The 20,086-nt window shown below is 68.8% G+C and carries 18 protein-coding genes; 10 read left to right on the top strand and 8 right to left on the bottom strand.

Annotated features, from left to right (window positions below; translation table 11 throughout):
• Positions 1-51: 51 nt before the first annotated feature.
• Positions 52-897: a hypothetical protein gene (locus tag ASC65_RS16130; RefSeq protein WP_056455565.1), complete on the top strand. Its 846-nt coding sequence runs from the start codon at positions 52-54 to the stop codon at positions 895-897.
• Here ASC65_RS16130 and ASC65_RS16135 read toward each other — a convergent pair.
• The 8 genes from ASC65_RS16135 to flgK form a co-directional block, all read right to left on the bottom strand.
• Entirely contained in the window at positions 894-1,526 is a 633-nt protein-coding gene (locus ASC65_RS16135; protein ID WP_056455568.1) for an ABC-type transport auxiliary lipoprotein family protein, read from the bottom strand. The genes ASC65_RS16130 and ASC65_RS16135 overlap by 4 nt on opposite strands.
• A complete protein-coding gene (locus ASC65_RS16140; RefSeq protein ID WP_056455570.1) occupies positions 1,523-2,461 on the bottom strand; it encodes an MlaD family protein in 939 nt (312 codons plus the stop codon). Before ASC65_RS16140 ends, ASC65_RS16135 begins: the two co-directional genes overlap by 4 nt.
• A gap of 15 nt (positions 2,462-2,476) precedes the next feature.
• Positions 2,477-3,247, bottom strand: a complete 771-nt coding sequence (locus tag ASC65_RS16145; protein ID WP_056455572.1) for an ABC transporter ATP-binding protein — start codon at positions 3,245-3,247, stop codon at positions 2,477-2,479.
• Entirely contained in the window at positions 3,247-4,362 is a 1,116-nt protein-coding gene (locus ASC65_RS16150) for an ABC transporter permease (RefSeq protein ID WP_056455574.1), read from the bottom strand. The genes ASC65_RS16145 and ASC65_RS16150 overlap by 1 nt, the downstream gene beginning before the upstream one ends.
• A gap of 113 nt (positions 4,363-4,475) precedes the next feature.
• Positions 4,476-5,906 carry a UdgX family uracil-DNA binding protein gene (locus ASC65_RS16155; protein WP_056455576.1) on the bottom strand — a complete coding sequence of 477 codons (1,431 nt, stop codon included), beginning with the start codon at positions 5,904-5,906 and terminating at the stop codon, positions 4,476-4,478.
• On the bottom strand, positions 5,906-7,147 hold the full coding sequence (locus tag ASC65_RS16160) for a putative DNA modification/repair radical SAM protein (protein WP_056455578.1): 1,242 nt from the start codon (positions 7,145-7,147) through the stop codon (positions 5,906-5,908). The genes ASC65_RS16155 and ASC65_RS16160 overlap by 1 nt, the downstream gene beginning before the upstream one ends.
• A gap of 65 nt (positions 7,148-7,212) precedes the next feature.
• On the bottom strand, positions 7,213-8,139 hold the full coding sequence (locus tag ASC65_RS16165) for a flagellin (protein ID WP_056455580.1): 927 nt from the start codon (positions 8,137-8,139) through the stop codon (positions 7,213-7,215).
• Entirely contained in the window at positions 8,139-10,253 is a 2,115-nt protein-coding gene (gene flgK / locus ASC65_RS16170) for a flagellar hook-associated protein FlgK (protein ID WP_056455582.1), read from the bottom strand. The genes ASC65_RS16165 and flgK overlap by 1 nt, the downstream gene beginning before the upstream one ends.
• Here flgK and ASC65_RS17285 point away from each other — a divergent pair.
• The 9 genes from ASC65_RS17285 (at position 10,230) to ASC65_RS16210 (ending at position 20,083) form a co-directional block, all read left to right on the top strand.
• On the top strand, positions 10,230-10,496 hold the full coding sequence (locus tag ASC65_RS17285) for a hypothetical protein (protein WP_156459721.1): 267 nt from the start codon (positions 10,230-10,232) through the stop codon (positions 10,494-10,496). The two genes, flgK and ASC65_RS17285, sit on opposite strands and share 24 nt — an antisense overlap.
• A gap of 174 nt (positions 10,497-10,670) precedes the next feature.
• Positions 10,671-11,966 carry a flagellar hook-length control protein FliK gene (locus tag ASC65_RS17505; RefSeq protein WP_235561524.1) on the top strand — a complete coding sequence of 432 codons (1,296 nt, stop codon included), beginning with the start codon at positions 10,671-10,673 and terminating at the stop codon, positions 11,964-11,966.
• 3 nt (positions 11,967-11,969) lie between these two features.
• Positions 11,970-12,719, top strand: a complete 750-nt coding sequence (locus ASC65_RS16180; RefSeq protein ID WP_056455585.1) for a flagellar hook assembly protein FlgD — start codon at positions 11,970-11,972, stop codon at positions 12,717-12,719.
• Positions 12,720-12,731: 12 nt separating this feature from the next.
• Complete coding sequence (gene flgE / locus ASC65_RS16185) at positions 12,732-14,186, top strand: flagellar hook protein FlgE (protein ID WP_056455587.1); 1,455 nt, start codon at positions 12,732-12,734, stop codon at positions 14,184-14,186.
• A gap of 164 nt (positions 14,187-14,350) precedes the next feature.
• Positions 14,351-14,635 (top strand): CtrA inhibitor SciP, encoded by a 285-nt coding sequence (gene sciP, locus ASC65_RS16190; RefSeq protein ID WP_056455589.1) that lies wholly within the window; start codon positions 14,351-14,353, stop codon positions 14,633-14,635.
• A 112-nt stretch (positions 14,636-14,747) separates the two neighbouring features.
• The gene (gene mnmA / locus ASC65_RS16195) at positions 14,748-15,968 is read left to right on the top strand and encodes a tRNA 2-thiouridine(34) synthase MnmA (protein WP_056455590.1); all 1,221 of its coding nucleotides are present in this window, start codon (positions 14,748-14,750) and stop codon (positions 15,966-15,968) included.
• The gene (locus ASC65_RS16200; protein WP_082526110.1) at positions 15,961-16,536 is read left to right on the top strand and encodes a hemerythrin domain-containing protein; all 576 of its coding nucleotides are present in this window, start codon (positions 15,961-15,963) and stop codon (positions 16,534-16,536) included. The genes mnmA and ASC65_RS16200 overlap by 8 nt, the downstream gene beginning before the upstream one ends.
• 116 nt (positions 16,537-16,652) lie before the next feature.
• Positions 16,653-18,572 (top strand): S9 family peptidase, encoded by a 1,920-nt coding sequence (locus tag ASC65_RS16205; RefSeq protein WP_235561525.1) that lies wholly within the window; start codon positions 16,653-16,655, stop codon positions 18,570-18,572.
• 290 nt (positions 18,573-18,862) lie between these two features.
• On the top strand, positions 18,863-20,083 hold the full coding sequence (locus ASC65_RS16210; RefSeq protein ID WP_056455593.1) for an RtcB family protein: 1,221 nt from the start codon (positions 18,863-18,865) through the stop codon (positions 20,081-20,083).
• Positions 20,084-20,086: the final 3 nt, after the last annotated feature.

The raw sequence follows: 20,086 nt of genomic DNA on the forward strand, positions 1-20,086 counted from the left end.
TAGTCATACTCGCCCCGCCGGTCGCAGAACCGGGCGGGGTGGAGTGGGGTGATGGCTGACGGAGCCTACCGCTGGCAGGGCGTCGTGCCCGAGGCGGACGCGGCGCGAATCGAGGCGATCGACGCCGCCTTCGACGAGGCCCAGGCGGCTTCGTTCGCCGAACCGGCCCGCGCCTCCGTGGTCGAGAAGATCGAACGCGCCCTGGCCGCCGCCCGCACCGGCGACCTGACCGAGGCCGCGGCCCAGTTGACCCACGCCCGCGCCGTCCTCGGTGACCTGGACCCCGCCCTCCTGGAGCCCCGCCGGGGCCTAGCGGGGCTGTTCGACAGTCGTGGCGGCCGCCTGAAGGCCTTCCGCGAGGCCTACGCCCGCGGCTCCGCCTCTCTCGCCGACGTGGCCGCCGATCTGACGGGGCGCGTCGACGGCGCCGGCCGCCGCTCGGGCTCGCTGGACAGCCTGTGGGTCGAGATCCGCGACGCTGTCGTCGACCTGGACGCCTACACCGCCGCCGCCGTCCGCCGCCTGACTGGCCATTCGCCGCTGGGCGAGGACGCCGCCTATGCGCTGGACGGGCGCAAGGCTGCGCTGGACGCCTGCCGCGCCGCCGCCATTGGAACCCTGCCCCTGATCCGCGGCGCCCAGAACGCTGACGCCCGCGCCGTCGACACGCTCAAGGCCTGCGCCGACGGCGTCGCCGCCTGGCGGGATGACTGGAAGGACGCCCTCGGCCTCGCCGGCAAGCGGCCGAAGAAGGTCCGCCCCGAACGCGAGCGCATGCTGAAGCTCCGCGACGACCTGGTGAAGCGCATCGACCGGGCCCTAACCGAACTCAAGGCCTCCCGCGCCCGTCATGCCGAGGTCGAAAGCCGGCTGACCGGCCTGCGTCGCCCGCTCTAGCTCGCCGCCGGTACCGCCTGCGCGTGCTGGTCGGTCCAGCTCACGATCTGGGTGTTCAGGTCCCGCGTGGCCACGTCGAAGGCCTCGACAATGGCCGAGACGCGGTTCGCCGACGCCGGCTGCTCGACCACGAACACCCGCTCCGCCGTGACTGACCGCTCCTGAGCGTTCAGGAGCCGCACCCGGGCCACGATGGTCACCGTCGGCGCCGCGCCCGGGGCCGGGTACCGGGCCTCAAAGGTGCGCACGTCGATGTCCAACGCCTGGCTCGATCGGGTCAGCTCGCGCGGCCCGATCAGCCGCACCCGCTGCGCCTGGGAGGCGAAGGCCGACTCCAGGGCGTCGCTGTAGAGCACATTGGCCGGGCTGACCCAGCGCGCGCCGGCGATGTACGCGGCTTCGGAGCCAGTGACGCCCAGGATGCGATCCTCACGCGCCGCCTGCACGAACTCCGGCCGGCGCATGGCCACCTGAACCTGCGACGCCGGGGCGACAGCTTCGCCTCCGGCCGCCGGCGAGGTCCCGAAGCGATAGAGCGCTACCGGATCCGGGCTCGACAGGAGGGCGCAGCCGCCCAGCGAGGCGACGGCGGCGACCGCCACGAGAGTCTTGCTCAGGGCTCGGATCACGGTTCGACCTCCATTTCCACGGACGGTGGGCGTTGGATGAACTCGCGCGGGCTGGCCCGCACGTCGTCAATCAGGGACTGCAGCGACCGCGTCGCCTCATCCAGTTGCTGGATCGACGTCTGCAGCTGAGGCAGGCCCGTCGACGCGAAGTCGTTCAACGGCCGCTCCAGATTGGTCGCCGATCGATTGATCGAGGCCACGGCTGAGCGCGCCTCTTCCGCGGCGGCGTTGATGTTGGCGACCGCTCTCTGCCCGTCACCCTCGACGATGCGACGGCTGCTGATCGCCAGAGCCTCGTATTCGGCCACGGCGGAGTTGGCGCGGGTCAGGGTCTGCTCGAGCTGTTCCAGCATGCGCTTGCGGGCTTCCAGCTCGGTCGTCAGGGCCTCGACGTTCTTCAGGCTGGTCGAGAACGAACGGACGTTGTCGTCGGACAGCACCCGATTGATCCGGTTCAGCGCATCCACCGTCTGGGCCAGCACCGTGCCTGAGCCGGACAACAGCTCGGCGATCGGCGACGGCTGGCTCTGGATCACCGGCACGACGTTGTCGGGATACTGGGTCTTGAGGATGTCGCTGTTCGGGTTGCCGGCGGTGATCTGGATGTAGTTCAGGCCGGTGATGCCCTGCGGCTCCAGCTGGGCGCGCGAGGTCACCCGGATCGGCGTGGTGGCGTCCACCCGGATCCGCGCGATCACCTGATCGCCCTTCTTCGGATCAAGATTCAGGTCCGTCACCTCGCCGACGCGGATGCCGTTGAAATGCACCTCGCCGCCCTCCGACAGCCCACGCACGGGGCCGTAGAAGACGATGTCATAGACGTCGTAGTCGTTGTTGAACTGCAGTCGGGCCAGCCAAATGGCGAACACCGCCAGGGCCGCCAGCAAGGCGACTGTGGCGATGCCGACGGCGGCGTAATGAGCGTCTCGTTCCATCGTGTCCGCTCTCCCTCAGGCGGCCTGTTTGCCGGCGCGTCCGCGCGGGCCCAGGAAATATTCCCTGATCCAGGGATGGTCCGAATGTTCCAGCTCCCGGACCGGAGCCTTGGCGACCACGTGCTTGTCGGCCAGCACCGCCACCTTGTCGGTGATGGCGTAAAGGCTGTCGAGGTCGTGGGTGATCATGAAAACCGTGAGCCCGAGGTCGTCGGACAACTGCCGGATCAGGTCGTCGAAGGCCGCTGCGCCGATCGGGTCCAGGCCCGCCGTCGGCTCATCCAGAAACAGCAGCTCCGGATCCAATGCCAGCGCGCGCGCCAACCCGACCCGCTTGCGCATGCCGCCCGACAGCTCCGCCGGCTTGAGATGGTGCGCTTCGGGCTTGAGCCCGACCATGGCGATCTTCATCTCGGCCAGTTCGCGGATCACGTCGCGCGACAGATGGGTATGCTCGACCAGCGGCGAGGCGACGTTGTCGATCACGCTCAGGGCCGAGAACAGCGCCCCCTGCTGGAACAGGATGCCGGTCCGGCGCTCGAAGTCGGCCTCCTGGGCCGGGGTCATGTCGGTCCGGTCGTGGCCCAGCACCTTGATCGTGCCGCCCTCGGGCTCCTTGAGCCCGATGATGCTGTTCAGCAGCACTGTCTTGCCGGTGCCCGAGCCGCCGACGACGCCCAGCACTTCGCCGCGCTCGACGTCGAGGTCGAGGTTCTCGTGGATGACGCGGTCGCCGAACTGGCTCAGCAACCCGCGCACTTCGATGAGGCGTTCCGGAGCGGCCATCACATATTCAGTTCCAGGAAGATCATCGCGAAAACAGCGTCGAGGAAGATGATCGCAAAGATGGCCTGGACCACCGCCGCGGTGACCCGGCGACCCAGGCTTTCGACATCGCCCGCGACAGCCATGCCCTGCCGGCAGCCGATGGCGGCGATAACCACCGCGAACACAGGCGCCTTCACCATGCCCACCAGCAGGTGGGTGCTCATGGCCGGGTCTTCGGCGATGCGCTGAATGAAGAAGGACGGACCGAAGCTCAGCTGGCTCCAGGTCACCAGCAGGCCGCCGAGCAGGCCGGCGACGATGCCGACGAAGGTCAGGACCGGCAGCATGACGACCATCGCCACCAAGCGCGGGATGACCAGCGCCTGGAAGGGGTTCACGCCCATGACCTGCATGGCGTCGACCTCCTGGTTCATCCGCATCGAACCGATCTCGGCGGCGAAGGAGGAGGATGATCGCCCCGCCAGCAGCACGGACGTGATGACGACTGCAAACTCGCGCAACACCGACACTGCGACCAGCTGCACGGTGAACACGCCGGCCCCGAACTGGGTGAGCATGTTCGCGCCGAGGAAGGCGATCACCGCCCCGATGAAAAAGTTGGTCACGGCGATGATCGGGATGGCGTCCAGCCCCGACCGCTCGCCCTGGCTGAACCAGGCCGCCCACCGGATTCGCCGGGGATGCTTTAGCGCAGTGCCGACCGAGGTGATCAGCCGCCCAAGGAAGGCCATCGACAGAGTGGCCTCTTCGACGATGTCCTCGACCCCGCGACCGATCTTGGCGAAGCCGCGCACCCAGCCGGACGACCGCTTGGGCGGCCCGGCGCTCTCGCGCTCCAGCTTCTCGACCATGGCGTAGGTCCGCCCCGCCTCGGGACGCTGCCCCCAGGCCTGGGCGGGCAGCACGCAGTGGCTGGCCTGGACGATGGCCAAGGCTCCCGCGGTGTCGAACTTGCCCAACCCCGCGAGGTCGACCGCCTCGAGCTTCCGGTTCTCCAACGCCTCGTCGAGCCGCGTCGAGATGCGGCCGAGCTGGGTCGCGGTCCAGTCGCCGGTGAGCCGAAGCGTCACCGGTCCTTCGCCGTCCTCGATCTCGAAATCCGCTGCGGCCATGCCCCTACCTAAAATGCCCCGGCCGTTTTGCCTACGGTTCGCCACGGCAAAGCTGGGACACAGCCAAAGAACGTCCGCGAAGCGTAATCGTTCAGACACGCTTTGCTGGAATTTCAGAGCAGTGCGCGGACCTTCTTGAGGTCGGCGACGAAGCGCTCGCGCTCCTCGGCGGCCTCGACGCGGTCAGGGATACGCAACAAGTATGACGGGTGCACGGTCAGCAGCGCCCGGGCGTCAGGCAGATCGATCGGCCGGCCGCGCTCCTGGGTCACCACCGGCTTGCGTCCCAGCACGCCCAAGGCGGCGGTTGCGCCGAGGGTGACGATGACCTTCGGCTTCACCAAATGCCGCTCCGCGTCCAGCCACCAACGGCAGGCGCTCACTTCACTGGTGTTCGGCGTCCGATGCAGGCGCCGTTTGCCGCGCGGCTCGTGCTTGAAATGCTTGACCGCATTGGTGACGAAGGCGTCGTCTCGATCGATGCCGGCTTCGTCCAACGCTGCGTCCAGCACCTGGCCCGCGGGGCCGACGAAGGGATGGCCGGCTAGGTCCTCCTGGTCGCCCGGCTGCTCGCCGACGATCATCAGCTTCGCCTTCTTCGGCCCCTCTCCGCACACCCCTTGGGTCGCGTCGCGCCACAGCGGGCAGCGGCGGCACGCCTGCACGGCTTGATCCAGCTCCTGCAGGGTCGAGGGGACGAAGCCCTCGTCAAAGGCCGCGTCCCGATTGATCCGCGACAGGGTCTTGGCGAGACGGGCGTTGGGTTCCGGGGCGGGCGCGGCGACCATGGCGTCGGTCCGAACCGTCGCCATCGCCACCAGTTCCGGGATCAGCGCCGCCTCCGGCAGGTTCTTCCAGTACCGCTTGGGCATCTCGCCCTGCATGGTCCGGGTCTTCAACCGCGCCGGGTTGAAGGTCGAGGCGTAGTAGGTCTTCCAGAACGCCTCGATCTCATCCTCGGCCGGGGCCATGTCGCGCGTCGCAGGCGGACCGAAGCTGAGCGAATCTCCGTCCCAGAATGCCGTGCCGTCCGGCGTCAGGATCGACCAGCGCATGCTGGTGAAGCGACGCTGGAAGAAGGGCGCAGTCCTTTCCAGCACGCGGTGCGCCGGCTCAAACCAGGCGACCCAGGCCTCGCCGCGATCGTCCTGCACCTGCCGAAAGCGCACGAAGGCCTTCATCTTGTGGCTGGCCCGGCTGACGTTCTTGGCCCTCTCCATGGCGTCGGCGACGTCCGGGTCGCTGACCACCTTGATCAGGTCCGGCTCGTCGCCCAACCGCCAGAGAAGCCGGTACAGCAGGTCGAACCGGTCAGCGGAGCGGTGCAGGATCACTGCCTGCGCCAGGTCCACGAAAGCCCTGGGCGCAGTGAACTGGGCGTTCGCCTCAGGCGCAGGCGGCGGCCCCTCATCGAACAGGCCGCCCTCCCCCGCCCCGACCCGAAAGCCCGCATCCGACGGCCTGACGTTCCCCAGACGAAAGGCCCGCGCCGCCCTGCGCCAGCCGTCGAAGTCCGTCTCGCTGTCCAGATGAGCGACCCGCATCAGAACAGGCTCATCTGCACGGGCGCCGGGTCCGGGGATATCCGGGCGCGGAGGTCGACCGCGTCGGTCAATCCGCCCGGGGTCCAGTCAAGCGCCGTGATGAAGGGGCGCACCTTGTCGATGCCCCGGCATAGCCGCGCCACGTCCTCCAGACGCAGGGTCCGGTAGCGGCGCACCGAGATCATCCGGTCGACCGACTTCACCCCCAAGCCCGGCACGCGCAGCAGCATCTCCCGCGGGGCGGTGTTCACATCGACCGGGAACTGCTCGCGCCGGTTCAGCGCCCAGGCCAGCTTGGGATCGATGGCGAGGTCGAGCATGCCGTCATTGGCCGCTTCGCCGATCTCAGCGGGCGCGAAGCCGTAGAACCGCATCAGCCAGTCGGCCTGGTAGAGCCGGTGCTCTCGCATCAGAGGCGGCTTCGTCAGAGGCAGGATGCTCGAGGAGTCCGGGATCGGGCTGAAGGCCGAATAATAGACCCGACGCAGGCCGTACCCTCCGTACAGCGACGCCGATCGGTCGATGATCTCCGTATCCGGCGCCCCGTCTGCGCCGACGATCAGTTGGGTCGACTGGCCCGCCGGGGCGAATTTCGGGGGCTTGATCCGATCGCGCTTGCCCGGTTTCGCCGCCTCGACGCCCAGCCGCACCTGGCTCATCGCCTTCTTGATCACCCCGACGCTCTTCTGCGGCGCAAGGCGCTCAAGCGCCTCGTCGCGCGGCAGTTCGATATTGGCCGACAGCCGGTCGGCGTAGAGGCCGGCCTCCTCGACCAGCCTGGGGTCGGCCTCGGGGATCAGCTTCAGGTGGATGTAGCCGCGGAAGTCGTGCTCGGTGCGCAACTTCTTCGCCACCAGCACCAGCTGCTCCATCGTGTAGTCGCCCGAGCGGATGATGCCGGACGACAGGAACAGGCCCTCGATATAGTTCCGCTTGTAGAAGTTGAGCGTCAGCGCGACGACCTCGTCGACGCTGAACCGCGCCCGGGGCACGTTCGAGCTCGCCCGGTTGATGCAGTAGACGCAGTCGTAGATGCAGAAATTCGTCAGCAGGATCTTGAGGAGCGACACGCACCGCCCATCCGGCGTGTAGGCGTGGCAGATCCCCATCCCCTCCGTCGAGCCGACTCCCTTGCCGCCGACCGAGTCCCGCTTGGACGTGCCCGAGGATGCGCACGAGGCGTCGTATTTCGCTGCATCCGCGAGGATGGACAGCTTCTTCCGGAGATCGATCTGAGCCATTTGTTCGCACTATGTTCTCTTCGAGAACGTGCGTCCAGCGTGGCCGTTACGGGCGTTTTGTCGCGTCAGCTCAGATAGTTGAGCAAAGAGACCGTTCTGAGCTGCGACACGACCTGCGCCGACGCCTGGATGGCCACCTGCGACAACTGCAGATCGGTCAGCGCCGCCGCCATGTCGGCGTCGGTGCGGTTCGAGACCAGCTCCTCCAGAGAGTTCAGCTGGGCCGTGTGGCTCTTGGTGATGGACTCGACCTGGTTGGCCATCGAACCGGTCTTGGCCATCTTGTCGGTTACGCCGGTCGCCGCCTGCTCCAGACGCTGGAACTGGGTGGTCAGGAAGGCCTTCTGGGCCTCGCTCATCTTGCCCGTCAGCGGACCGCTGGCGCTCTGATGATACAGCTGGATGTCACGCAGGATCTCGAACACCTCCGTGCCGAGCTCATCAGCGAGGAAGCCGGTCTCCAGCGTCGTGCCCTCGGCCACGCGGCTGGCGGTCTTCAGGGTGTCGTTGTCGAACACCGAGGCCACCGTCGGCGCCGCGGCCAGTTCGCCGAGGGTGTCGATGTTCACGGGCGTCTTGCCCGTCGACGCGCCCGAAAACAGATAGCCGCCCTGGTGACGCATGGTCAGCCCGCCGCGGATGCTCTGGAAGTAGCCGTCGAGGTCCTGCATCAGCGATATCGCGGAGTCGGTCGCCAGCACATTGCCGACGGCTTCGCGCAGTCCAGCGACGCCGTCGCTGATCTGGCCCATGGCCAGGTCCTGGGTCGTCAGGCGGGCGGAGACCGCCTCGGCCGTGTCGATGAAACCCTGGATGCGGCTCTGCGACCCCTTGAGCGCCGTCAGCGTCTCCGACTGCCGGCCGAAGCCGGTCAGGTCCGTGGCGTTCTTCTGGGTCGAGACGCGTTCCTGCGCCTCGGCCGCCCGGGTCTGGGCCTTCATCAGGTCCAGGAGAGCCGACTCGTAGTTTCCGAAAGTCGCGACGCGGGTCATCAGATCATCCCCAGAAGCGTGTCGTACATGTCCTTGGCCGCCTGGATCAGGCGCGCCGAGGCGTTGAAAGCCTGCTGATAGGTCGTCATCAGCACCAGCTCCTCATCGAGGTTCACTCCCTCGTAGGCGGTCTTGCGGGCCGTGGTCTCGGTGTAGAGGGCCTGCGCCGCCTCCTTGCGGTTCTTCGAGGCCGCCGCCTTGCCGCCGATGTCGCCCGACAGCTCCGAGGCGTAGCGCGACACCGAGATTGCGCCGCCCGAGGCCCCGCCGGCGGCCTGGAAATTGGAGGTCCGCTCGCCGGCGTCGGCGAGAAGCAGCCCGCCGCGACCGTCGCCGTTGCTGAGCGCCGAGGCGCCGGCGGCTGCGCCCAGGTTCAGCTGCGCGAGGGCCAGCTTGCCGGGGCTCTGTCGGATGTCGCCGCGCACCGTGAAGCCGTCAGCGCGCGAGGAGCGAACCCCGCCCGCGATGCCGAACAGCTCGGTCACCGACACGCCCGACGGAACCTGGATGGTGCGGTCCTCGAGCACGCTCATGGTCGGCGGCGGGTTGCCGAAGCCGGTGAAGCTCAGCGAGCCGTCGGCGCCCAGGGCGAAGGAGCCGAAGCGACCGACGCCGGTCGCCGGATCATTGAGCGCGGTCAACAGGTCGCCAAGGGTTCCGCCCGCCGGCACCGCCACCTGAATGTCGCGCAGCTTCGAGCCGCTCTCTCCGGTGAAGCGGAAGCTGAGGGTCTCGCCGGCGGTGAAGCCGTGCGGCGAGGCCGCGGACATGCCCGTATCGTAGAAGGTGGGCCGATCCGTTGAGATCAGGTCGTTGAGGCCGAAATAGTGGGAGAAGCCGCGCCCGGCCTTGTTCGAGGGCGAAGTCGCGTCGTCGGCCACAGCCACGCCGTTGCCGCCCGTGGCTGCAATGCTCAGCTTGCCGTCGACGAAGCTTGCCGTGGCCGCGCCGCCCAGTTGGGCGTTCAGCACGGTCAGGAAATTGGCGGGCGTCGCCGCCACGCCGTTGATCGTCATCGTCGAGCCGCTGAAGACGATGTTCGCGCGCGTGGAGATGACCCCCGTCGGCGTGGTGATGGCGATCGTGCTCTGGCCGGTGAACCCGGCGATGGCGCTCTCGAAGGTCTGGCCGACGTTGCGGCCGGTGAGGCTGGTCGGCGCCGGAACGCTGCTGTTTGCGTTGTGGGCGCGGTTCAGCTCGTCGGCGACGTGGGCCACCAGTTCGGCCAGACGCTCCGCCGCGGCCGGAGCCTCGACGTCGCGCAGCTCGACCAGGCCCTTGATCTCACCCGAGGTGACGTTGTCCAGCAGCGACTTCTTCTGGCCGCCCGGTTCGGTGATCCAGATCTCGTTGAAGGCGGTCTCGCCGGTGATCGTGCCTGCGCGCGTGTAGGAGAGCGTCGCCGCCCCCTCCCCGGCCAGCAGCGAACCGCTGGAGGTGCGGATCGAGACGCCGCCCACCGGCCGCACCGAGACCCGGATGTCCATCAGCTCCGCCAGTTGCCCGATCAGGGCCGACTGGGCGGTTTCAGCGCCCGAGGCGTCGCCGTTGACCACGGTGGCGCGGGCGATCTCGAGGTTCAGCCCCTCGATCTGGGTCAGCAGGCTGTTGGCCTTTTCGACGGCGCTCTGGATGCGCCCGTCGGCGTCTTCGCGGACCGCCTGGATCTGCTTGCCGATGCGTCCGGCCTCATCGAACAGGGCCTGGGTCTTGAACAGCGCCTCCTGTCGGCGCGGCGACGAGGTCGCGTCCTCGCCGCTCGCGGCGAAGGCGGAGAACACGCCGTCGACCTGCGAGAAGAAGCCGCTGTCGCCGCCGGGATCGCCGAACAGCGACTGAATCCGGTCGTACAGTTCATAACGCACGCCCTGGCGCGCAGCCTCGGCGCCGGCGTTCAGACTGGCCGCCTGCAGGAAACGGTCGGTGGCCAGGCGAATCCGCGCCACCTCGACGCCCGAGCCGATGCCTTGGCCCGTCAAGGTGACCTGATCGCCGATCTTGCGGACGTATCCGGGCGTGTTGACGTTCGAAACGTTGTCCGAGACGATCCGCAGCTGGGTCTGGGCGGCGGCGAGACCCGAGGTCGCCGTATGCATGATCGCGTTAAGCGACATCAGAAGGCCTCCTTACGCACGGCGCCCGGCAAGGCCTTCCAGCCTGCGCGCGCTTTTTGCCCGGCGGCGGTTGCAGGCCGCCCGGACAAGTCACTGATTTTCCGCGAGTTCGCGTTTTGCGCCTGGGTCATGCCGGGCAAGGAGCGCAAACACCGGGCCATTTGGATCGGCCCGCCCGGGCGGCGCCCGGCGCCGGGCAAGAAACGACCTCACGCGGCAAGTTTCGACATCAGCGGCGCCTGACGCGCACCGGCGCGTCGGGAACTTAGTCGTTATATTTCCAGCAGTTGCTCGGATCAACGCAAGTGGCCCGCGACTTGCGCCAGGGGTTTCGAATGTTCGGCGCAGCAGGCGCCCCAGTCCCCATCGCCTCGGCGACACCCCCTCTGGACCATGTCCGCGCAAGCCGTGCTCTCCATGATCGCATCCGCCGTCCCGGCGATCCCGCAAGGATCGACCGAGGTCGTCGACGCGTCCGGCTTCGAAGGCATCCTGGCCGGCATGATGACGAGCGGCGCCGCCAAGGCTGACGCGCTGGCCGACAAGGTCCAGACCGACGCCGGCGACGAGATCGATGTCGCCCTCGTGCCGCCGGGCTTCCTGATCGCTCCGGTCACCCTGCCGCTGCCCCTGCCGCCGGAGACGACATCCGGCGCTGATGCTTCGGCCGCCCAGCCTGCCCCGAACGGCGGCGCCGCCGCCCCTGAGCTTCCCGCATCTTCCGTGATCGCCCCGCCCGTCGAGGCCGCCGTCGCCGCCGGCCCGCCTGCCGCCAAGGCCGACCCGACCACCGCGCCCCAGGTTCTGCCGGACGAGGCCGCGCCCGCCGTCGCTACGCCGCCCCCGGCCGCCGAGCCCGTCGCGGAGGGCGATCCGGCCGTGGTCACCGCGGCTGCCGTCGCCACGACCACCAAGGCCGCCACCGAGGCCCTCGTGGCCCCGACGCCGCCGCCCGCCAAGCCCGAGCCCGCGCCACTGCGTCCGCTGACCGAGCGCGCCTCCAAGGTCGTCGACACCAACGCCCTGACCGCGGAGCCTGCCGCGCCCGGCGACGCCCGCGGCGCCCAGGCCGCCGCGCAGCCCTCTGCCGCCCCGGCTCACGCCCCGGCGAACGATCAGCCGACCAAGGCCGCCGAGGCCGCACCGGCCGTCGCCGCTGCAGCAACCGAGCAGCCCCCCGCCGACACGGCGGAACCCCTCGTCGGCTCGAGCGAACCGTCCGCCAGCCAGACCGCCGCGACGGTCCGCGAGGCCGCCACCGCCCCCACGTCCCTGTCGCGCGTGACCATCGACGCCACGGCCCAGATCGCCGCCCAGATCATCCGCAAGCTGGACGCCCGCTCGACCCGCTTCGAGATGGCCCTGCTGCCCGAGGAGCTCGGCCGCGTCGACGTCAAGCTCGACATCGATTCCGAGGGCCGCCTGCAGGCGCGCCTCGCCTTCGACAACCCCGCCGCCGCCACGGACCTGAAGGGCCGCGCCGACGAGCTGCGCCGTCAGCTTGAGCAGCAGGGCTTCCACCTTGCTGAGGACGCCTTCGAGTTCGCCGACCGCGACAGCGGCTCCAGCGCCTTCGACCGCGGCCAGGACGCCCGTCAGAACCAGGGTCGCGCCTTCGCCGCCGCCGCCCGACTGAACAACGACACCGACGTCGTCCAGCCGCGCTGGATGTCGCTCTCACTCGCGCCCACGGGCGTGGACATGAAGGTCTGACCGATGGTTGACGCCGTCACCACAACCAATAATGCGACCGCCCGCATCAATTCCGGGACGGGCATGCTGGCCTCGAATTTCGAGACTTTCCTGACCCTGCTGACTTCGCAGCTGAAGAACCAGGACCCGCTGTCCCCCGTCGACTCCAACCAGTTCACCGCCCAGCTGACCCAGATGGCCGGGGTCGAGCAGCAACTGCTCACCAACGACCTGCTCAAGAGCCTCGTCTCCGCCCAGGGCGGCGGCGGCCTGGCCGGCGCGGCCAACTACATCGGCAAGGAAGCCACCGCGGCCTGGGCGGCGACCAAGTTCACGGACGGCGAGGCGACCTGGAGCTACGAGCTGGCCTCCAACGCCGCGTCGGCGGAACTGCAGGTGCTCGACGGCTCGGGCAAGGTCGTCTGGTCGGGCCCCGCGCCGGACAAGACCACCGGCCTGCACGACTTCAAGTGGGACGGCGTCACCACCACCGGCGCCAACGCCCAGGACGGCTCGGTCTATTCGCTGAAGGTCGTGGCCAAGGACGCCGCCGGCCAGGCCATCGACAGCCAGGTCCTCACCCGGGGCCGCATCACCGGCGTCGAGATGTACGACGGCGAGGCCTACCTGACCGTGGGCAACTCCATTCTGCCGCTCTCCAGCGTGATCGCGCTGGAGGAGGCCCGCACGGCGGCGACGCCGCCCCCCGCTAACGACGACGAGAGCCTGATGGACTCGCTCGCCGCCCTCAACCCCATGAAATTGTTCTCGTAAGGAGCTCCTGCCATGAGCATCAACAGCGCCCTTCTGGCCGGCGTCTCCGGCCTGACCGCCAACTCGGCCGCCCTCGCCGCCATCTCGCAGAACATCGCGAACGTGAACACGGTCGGCTACAAGCGCAGCGCCGCCGAGTTCCAGACCGTCATCAACAGCCAGGTCACCGGCGCGGGCTATTCGGCCGGCGGCGTGCTCTCCAGCGCCCGCCACTACGTCAGCCAGGCGGGCCAGCTGCAGCGCACCACCTCGGGCACTGATCTGGGCATCGCCGGCCAGGGCTTCTTCGTCGTCACCGAGAAGGCCGAGAACCTCCAGGTCACCGACGCTCGCCTGTTCACCCGCGCCGGCGCCTTCCGTGTCGACAACCTGGGCTATCTGAAGAACACCGCCGGCCTCTACCTGCAGGGCTGGCCGGTCGACGCCGACGGCAACATCACCACCGATCCGTCGGACCTGAACCGCCTGCGCACCATCAACGTCGGTTCCGTCGGCGGCACCGCCGAGCCGACCACCCGCGTCCAGCTGAACGCCAACCTCAAGTCCAGCCAGACCCTGTCGGCCGAGGCCATCGACGCCACCGCCACCCCGGTCGGCGCCAACGCCTACAACGCCGCCACCAACTCCATGGCCATGTGGGATCCGGAGACCGGCGCCGGCGTGAAGCCCGACTTCGAGCTGACCATCCCGGTCTCGGACTCCAAGGGCGGCCAGCGCACCGTGGCCCTGTCCTTCCTGAAGAGCACCGTGCCGAACCAATGGTACGCCGAAATCCGCGCCATCCCGGCCGGCGACGTCATCACCGGCGCGGGCCTGACCAACGGCCAACTGAAGACTGGCCTGGTGGCCTTCACCCAGGACGGCCGCCTCGACGTCGACGCCATGGCCGCCATGGGCGCCTCGGCCCTGTTCGCCGATCCGGCCGCCGCCACCCTGAACTTCGGCGCGTCCGACACCGCCGCTCCGGGCGCCGGCGCCTTCAACTGGGCCCCGGGTCTCGGCATCGATGACCAGGTTCTGACCTTCGACCTGACTGCGGCCGCAGGCGGCCTGACCCAGTACGACAGCGCCTCGGTCGTTCAGGCCGTGCTGACCAACGGCACCGCCTTCGGCAACCTGGCCGAGGTCAAGATCGACGACACCGGCTTCGTCACCGCCATCTTCGACAACGGCGTCACCCGCCGCATCGCCCAGATCGCCCTGGCCACCTTCCCGAGCCCGGACGCCCTGCTGGAGTCGACCGGCAACGCCTACCGCGTCAGCCAGGGGTCGGGCACCTACAACCTGAAGACTGCCGGCACGGGCGGCGCGGGCACCATCGGGTCGTCCCAGCTCGAGGCCTCGACGGTCGACCTGTCGGCCGAGTTCACCGGCCTGATCACCACCCAGCGCGCCTATTCCGCCTCTTCGAAGATCATCACCACGGCTGACGAGATGCTGGCCGAACTGATCAGCATCAAACGTTGATCTTTCAGTAAGGGCTCATAAACCTCGATGAATCCTTTGTTGAATATTGGACGTGTGGACGGAGGGCATTTTAGCCTTTCCTTCACCACGACGCTTAAACGGCCCTTAGCCGCCCACCGCTACGGTTCTGTCCATAGTGATGGTGGTCAATGAGGCATAAGCCCATGTTGCAAGAGCGACGCCTTAACACACGAGGCGAAGAATATGTGGTCGGGCCGACGGGGACTCCCCTCACGCTCCATGACCTGCCCCCGGCCAATACGGACCGCTGGGTGATCCGCCGCAAGGCGGAGGTTGTGGCCGCCGTGCGCGGCGGACTGATCAGCCTCGATGACGCCCTGGCGCGTTACCGACTGACCGCCGAGGAGTTCCTCGCGTGGCAGAAGGCGATCGACAAATGGGGCATGCAGGGCCTGCGGACGACGCGGATCCAGCACTACGGTCGTTAAGACCCAGCCTTCCTCGAAAGATCCAGACGGCCGCTCCGGGACACCGGGGCGGCCGTCGCCGTTTTCGCCGTTATCTGCGACCGGCCTCGAAATCGTACGCCTTTCGCACTAAATGGCGGCGATGACGGTCACCGAGCCCCTTTGCCCGATCCCCGATATCGCCCCCATGGCGTCGCAAGCCGACATGGATGCGGCGATCGAGGCCGCGCGCCTGGCGGTCGGCCTGCCGGTCGGCTCTCGCGTGGTGGCGGCCATGTCCGGCGGGGTGGATTCCACCGTCGTCGCCGGCCTGCTGCACAAGGCGGGCTATGACGTCGTCGGCGTGACCCTGCAGCTCTACGATCACGGCGCCGCGCTGAAGAAGAAGGGCGCCTGCTGCGCCGGCCAGGACATCCACGACGCCCGGCTGGCGGCCGAGACCCTCGGCATCCCGCACTACGTGCTCGACTACGAAAGCCGCTTCCGCGACGCCGTCATCGACCAGTTCGCCGACAGCTACCTGCGCGGCCAGACGCCGGTGCCGTGCATCCGCTGCAACCAGACGGTCAAATTCCGCGACCTGCTCGACGTCGCCCGCGACCTCGGCGCCGAGGCCATGGCCACCGGCCACTACGTGCGCCGCGCGGTCGTCGGCGGACGCACCCAGATGCGCAAGGCGATCGACCACTCGCGCGACCAGTCCTACTTCCTGTTCGCCACCACGCGCGAGCAGCTCGACTATCTGCGCTTCCCGCTCGCCGACCTGGAGAAGCCCCAGGTGCGCGGCGTGGCGCTGGAGCTCGGCCTGCGCATCGCCGCCAAGCCGGACAGCCAGGACATCTGCTTCGTGCCCAACGGCGACTACCGCACCCTGATCGACAAGCTGCGTCCGGAAGGCCGCGCGGCCGGCGAGATCGTGCACATGGACGGCCGCGTGCTGGGCGCCCACCACGGCATCACCGACTACACCATCGGCCAGCGCCGCGGCCTCAACGTCGCCGTCGGCGAGCCCCTGTTCGTGACCAAGCTGGATCCTGAGAAGCGCCACGTCATCGTCGGTCCGCGCGAAGCCCTGCTGACCGCCGCCCTGACCCTGGACGAGACCAACTGGCTCGGCGACGAACCCTCGATCGAGGCGGCGGCCGAGGCCGGCGCCCCGGTGCTGGCCCGCGTCCGCTCGACCCGTCCCCCCTCGCCGGCCCGCCTGTCCATGGTCGACGGCGCGGTGTCGGTGGCCTTCGCCGCGGGCGAGGAAGGCGTCGCCCCCGGTCAGGCCTGCGCCCTCTACGACCCGGCTGATCCGGATCGCCTGCTGGGCGGCGGCTTCATCAAGACGACCACCGCCGTTGCCTGATCACAGCGACGACGCAGGCCTGGCGCTCGCCGTCCGCTCCGGCCTCCCGGCCGAAATGCTCTATCTGCGCGACGCGCACCCCCGCGACCGCTGGACCACCGGCCTCGACGAGACCGCCGCCTTCTGGCTGCAGATGCACGGCGGCTTTCGTCAGCACCAGACGCACATGGCCGGCCTGGTCGACGCCTGGCGCGGCGGCGGCGAGCTGTCGGCCCTGCATCGCCAGCTGGTCCCCGCGCTGCAAGCCTTCCTGCAGCACCTCGACGGCCACCACCGCATCGAGAGCGGCCAGTATTTTCCGATGATGCGCCGGATCGAGCCGCGCATCGGCCACGGCCTCGACTTGCTGGATCGCGACCACGACGTCATCCACGCCGAGCTGGAGGCCCTGTTCCAGGGCGGCCTCGACTTCCATCGCGCCGTCCAGTCCAACGCCGTCGACGCCGCTGACCGCGCCGAGCGCCTGTCCGACGTGCTCGCGAGGGCCCAGCCGCTGCTGCTGCGTCATCTCGAGGACGAGGAGGACATCGTCATTCCCCTGATCCAGCTGCGCGGCCTTCCGCACTGATCAGAGAACGCGGTTTCATTAATACGGCGACAGGTTGCATCCAAAATGCTCAGCTCGCCCCTCAGGTGTGCATCATCCGTCTTGAGGGGCTACCCATGCGATCCACCACCGCCGGAATGGCGACCGCGCTCATTCTCGTTCTCGCCGCGCCGCTCGCGCCGTCTGTCGCCTGGGCCGAGCCTGCAGCTGCGACCTCCGAGGCCCCGAGGCCTCCGGTGAAGACCTATAGCGCCGCCCAGTTCTTCGAGACGACCAGCTACGGCATGCCCCATCCGTCCGGCCTGGCCTTCTCGCCGGACGGCCGCTCATTGCTGGTCTCGTCGGACGCCAGCGGCGTGTTCAATGCCTACGCCCTGCCGCTGGACGGCGGCGCCGCCACCCAGCTCAGCGCCTCGACCGGACCCGCCACCGCCGGCGCGACCTACTTCCCCAACGACGGCCGCATCCTGCTGACCGCCGACGGCGGCGGAGACGAGCTGACCCATGTCTTCGTGCGAGAGCTGGACGGCGCGGTCCGCGACCTGACCCCGGGGGACAAGGTGAAAGCCGAATTCCTCGGCTTCAGCGGCGATCGCAAAACCTTCTGGGTCACCTCCAACGCCCGCGATCCGGAGGTCTTCGACCTCTACGCCTACGACGCCGCCACCTACGAAAGCCGGATGATCTTCGAGAACCCGGGGATGTTCATCTCCGCCGTCTCGCCGGACGGCCGCTGGCTGGCCATGGCCAAGCCGATCACCAGCGCCAACTCCGACGTCTACCTCGCCGACCTGGCCAACGGCGGCCAGCCGGTCCTGATCACCGAGCATACGGGCGACATCGCCTATGACGTCTACGACTTCACCCCCGACAGCAAGGCGGTGATCCTGGCCACCAACGAGCACGGCGAGTGGAACCAGGCCTGGACGCACGACCTGACCACCGGCGCCCGCGGGCCCCTGGTCCAGGGCGACTGGGACGTCTCCTACGTCATGTACTCGCCCTCGGGCCGCTACCGGGTCTCGGCCCTGAACGCCGACGCCTCGACCCGGCTGACCATCCTCGACACCACGACCAACCAGCCCGTCCGCCTGACCGGCCTGCCGGACGGCGACATCGGCGGCGTCCGTTTCAGTGAGGACGAGGGCCGCATGGCCTTCACGGTCGCCTCGGACACTTCGCCGAGCGACATCTTCGTCGCCGACCTCGCGGCCGGTACGACCAAGCGCCTGACCACCGCCCTGAACCCGGCCATCGCCGAGTCCGACCTCGTCGAGGCGACCATCGTCCGCTACCCCGGCGAAGGCGGGGTGATGATCCCGGGCGTCCTGTACAAGCCGCGGAACGCCTCGGCCGCCAACCCCGGCCCGGCGGTCGTGTTCGTCCACGGCGGCCCCGGCGGCCAGAGCCGGCGCGGCTACTCGGCCATGATCCAGCACCTGGTGAACCACGGCTACACGGTGCTGGCCGCCAATAACCGGGGCTCGTCGGGCTACGGCAAGACCTTCTTCCACATGGACGACAAGGCCCATGGCGAGGCCGACCTGCGCGACATCGTCGCCGGGGGCGAGTGGCTGCGCCGGCAGGATTGGGTCGCCGACGACCAGGTCGCCGTCATGGGCGGGTCCTACGGCGGCTACATGACCGCCGCCGCCCTGGCCTTCCACCCGGAGGCCTTCGAGGCCGGGGTCAACATCTTCGGCGTCACCAACTGGGTGCGCACCCTGGAGTCCATCCCGCCCTGGTGGGGCGCCCAGCGCGACGCCCTGTTCGACGAGATGGGCGATCCGGCCACCGACGCCGAGCGCCACCGCCGCATCTCGCCCCTGTTCCACGCCTCGAACATCCAGCGCCCCATGCTGGTCGTCCAGGGCGCCAACGACCCGCGCGTACTGCAGGTCGAGAGCGACGAGCTGGTCGCCGCCGTCCGCGCCAACAACGTGCCGGTCGAATACGTCCTCTTCCCCGACGAAGGCCACGGCTTCCAACGCCGCGACAACCGCATCACCGCCCAGGAAGCCTATCTGGCCTTCCTCGACAAATACGTGCGCGACTAAATCGGATCGGGAGGGGGCTGGCCAACCGGCGACGCTTCGCGTATCAGCGCCCTCCCGAAAACGAGACGACCCATGTTCGCCTATTGCATCACCTCGCAGCTGCCCATGCAGCTCGACCGCCAGCCGGTCGAGGGCAAGGCGGCGTGCGCGGAGGGTGTGTAGGGAACGACAGGGCCGGATCGGCTTCGGTTTTCAAGCAACCCCTCCCGCCAACCGGCCGGAGGGGTTTCTTGTATGCGCAAGAGCCTCCCCCGCCGGTCCGGAAGGATCAGAAAGGAAGGAGAGACGACATGCGCGATTACGATGTGATCGACAGTCCGGACCACGTGCCGATCAAGACGTGGACCCGGGGCGTGCCCATCGAGGACGCCGCACTGAAGCAGCTGAAGAACGTGGCCTCGCTCCCGTTCATCCATAAGCACGTGGCTGTCATGCCGGACGTGCACTGGGGGATGGGCGCGACCGTGGGCTCGGTGATCCCGACCGTGGGGGCCATCATCCCGGCCGCCGTGGGCGTGGACATCGGCTGCGGCATGATGGCGGTGCGCACCTCGATCCGCGCCGAGCACCTGCCGGACGACCTGTCGGGCATCCGCTCCGCAATCGAGGCGGCCGTTCCGCACGGCCGCACCGACAACGGCGGGCGTAACGACAAGGGCGCCTGGGCCTCTGAGCCCCCGGCTGCGGCGGTGACCCGCTGGGCCGACCTCAAGGCCGGCTACGACGCCGTGGTCGACAAGCACCCCAAGGCGGCGCACCCGCGCGGCTTCGGCCACCTGGGCACGCTCGGCACCGGCAACCACTTCATCGAGCTCTGCCTCGACGAGGCGGGCGACGTGTGGGTGATGCTGCACTCCGGCTCGCGCGGGGTGGGCAACCGCTTCGGGACCTACTTCATCGAGCGGGCCAAGCACGAGATGCGGCGCTGGTTCATCAACCTGCCGGATCAGGACCTGGCCTACTTCGCGGAAGGGTCCGAGGGCTTCATCGACTACGTCCGGGCGGTGTCCTGGGCGCAGAAGTACGCCCGCGCCAACCGCGAGGTGATGATGGACAGCGTCCTGAACGTGCTGCGCGCGTTCTGGCCGGATCTGGAGACGACGCAGGAGGCGGTGAACTGCCACCACAACTACGTCTCGAAGGAGCGCCACTTCGGCAAGGACGTGTTCCTGACCCGCAAGGGCGCGGTGTCGGCCAAGGACGGTGAACTGGGCATCATCCCCGGCTCGATGGGGGCCAAGTCCTTCATCGTCCGCGGCAAGGGCAACCCGGAGTCGTTCTGCACCTGCTCCCACGGGGCGGGACGCGCGATGAGCCGGAACGAAGCCAAGCGGCGCTTCACGGTGGAGGACCACGTCCGCGCCACCCAAGGCGTCGAGTGCCGCAAGGACGCCGAGGTGATCGACGAAACGCCGATGGCCTACAAGGACATCGACGCGGTCATCGCGGCCCAGTCCGAACTGATCGAGGTGGTTCACACCCTGCGTCAGGTGGTGTGCGTAAAGGGATGACGG

The sequence above is a fragment of the Brevundimonas sp. Root1279 genome, from assembly GCF_001425945.1.
Classification (GTDB): domain Bacteria; phylum Pseudomonadota; class Alphaproteobacteria; order Caulobacterales; family Caulobacteraceae; genus Brevundimonas.

Coding starts and splice junctions, on each gene's coding strand:
- ASC65_RS16130 (WP_056455565.1), top strand. CDS start 52: ATGGCTGACGGAGCCTACCGCTGGCAGGGCGTCGTGCCCGAGGCGGAC.
- ASC65_RS16140 (WP_056455570.1), bottom strand. CDS start 2,461: ATGGAACGAGACGCTCATTACGCCGCCGTCGGCATCGCCACAGTCGCC.
- ASC65_RS16145 (WP_056455572.1), bottom strand. CDS start 3,247: ATGGCCGCTCCGGAACGCCTCATCGAAGTGCGCGGGTTGCTGAGCCAG.
- ASC65_RS16150 (WP_056455574.1), bottom strand. CDS start 4,362: ATGGCCGCAGCGGATTTCGAGATCGAGGACGGCGAAGGACCGGTGACG.
- ASC65_RS16155 (WP_056455576.1), bottom strand. CDS start 5,906: ATGCGGGTCGCTCATCTGGACAGCGAGACGGACTTCGACGGCTGGCGC.
- ASC65_RS16160 (WP_056455578.1), bottom strand. CDS start 7,147: ATGGCTCAGATCGATCTCCGGAAGAAGCTGTCCATCCTCGCGGATGCA.
- ASC65_RS16165 (WP_056455580.1), bottom strand. CDS start 8,139: ATGACCCGCGTCGCGACTTTCGGAAACTACGAGTCGGCTCTCCTGGAC.
- ASC65_RS17285 (WP_156459721.1), top strand. CDS start 10,230: ATGCATGATCGCGTTAAGCGACATCAGAAGGCCTCCTTACGCACGGCG.
- flgK (WP_056455582.1), bottom strand. CDS start 10,253: ATGTCGCTTAACGCGATCATGCATACGGCGACCTCGGGTCTCGCCGCC.
- ASC65_RS17505 (WP_235561524.1), top strand. CDS start 10,671: ATGATCGCATCCGCCGTCCCGGCGATCCCGCAAGGATCGACCGAGGTC.
- ASC65_RS16180 (WP_056455585.1), top strand. CDS start 11,970: ATGGTTGACGCCGTCACCACAACCAATAATGCGACCGCCCGCATCAAT.
- flgE (WP_056455587.1), top strand. CDS start 12,732: ATGAGCATCAACAGCGCCCTTCTGGCCGGCGTCTCCGGCCTGACCGCC.
- sciP (WP_056455589.1), top strand. CDS start 14,351: ATGTTGCAAGAGCGACGCCTTAACACACGAGGCGAAGAATATGTGGTC.
- mnmA (WP_056455590.1), top strand. CDS start 14,748: ATGGCGGCGATGACGGTCACCGAGCCCCTTTGCCCGATCCCCGATATC.
- ASC65_RS16205 (WP_235561525.1), top strand. CDS start 16,653: ATGGCGACCGCGCTCATTCTCGTTCTCGCCGCGCCGCTCGCGCCGTCT.
- ASC65_RS16210 (WP_056455593.1), top strand. CDS start 18,863: ATGCGCGATTACGATGTGATCGACAGTCCGGACCACGTGCCGATCAAG.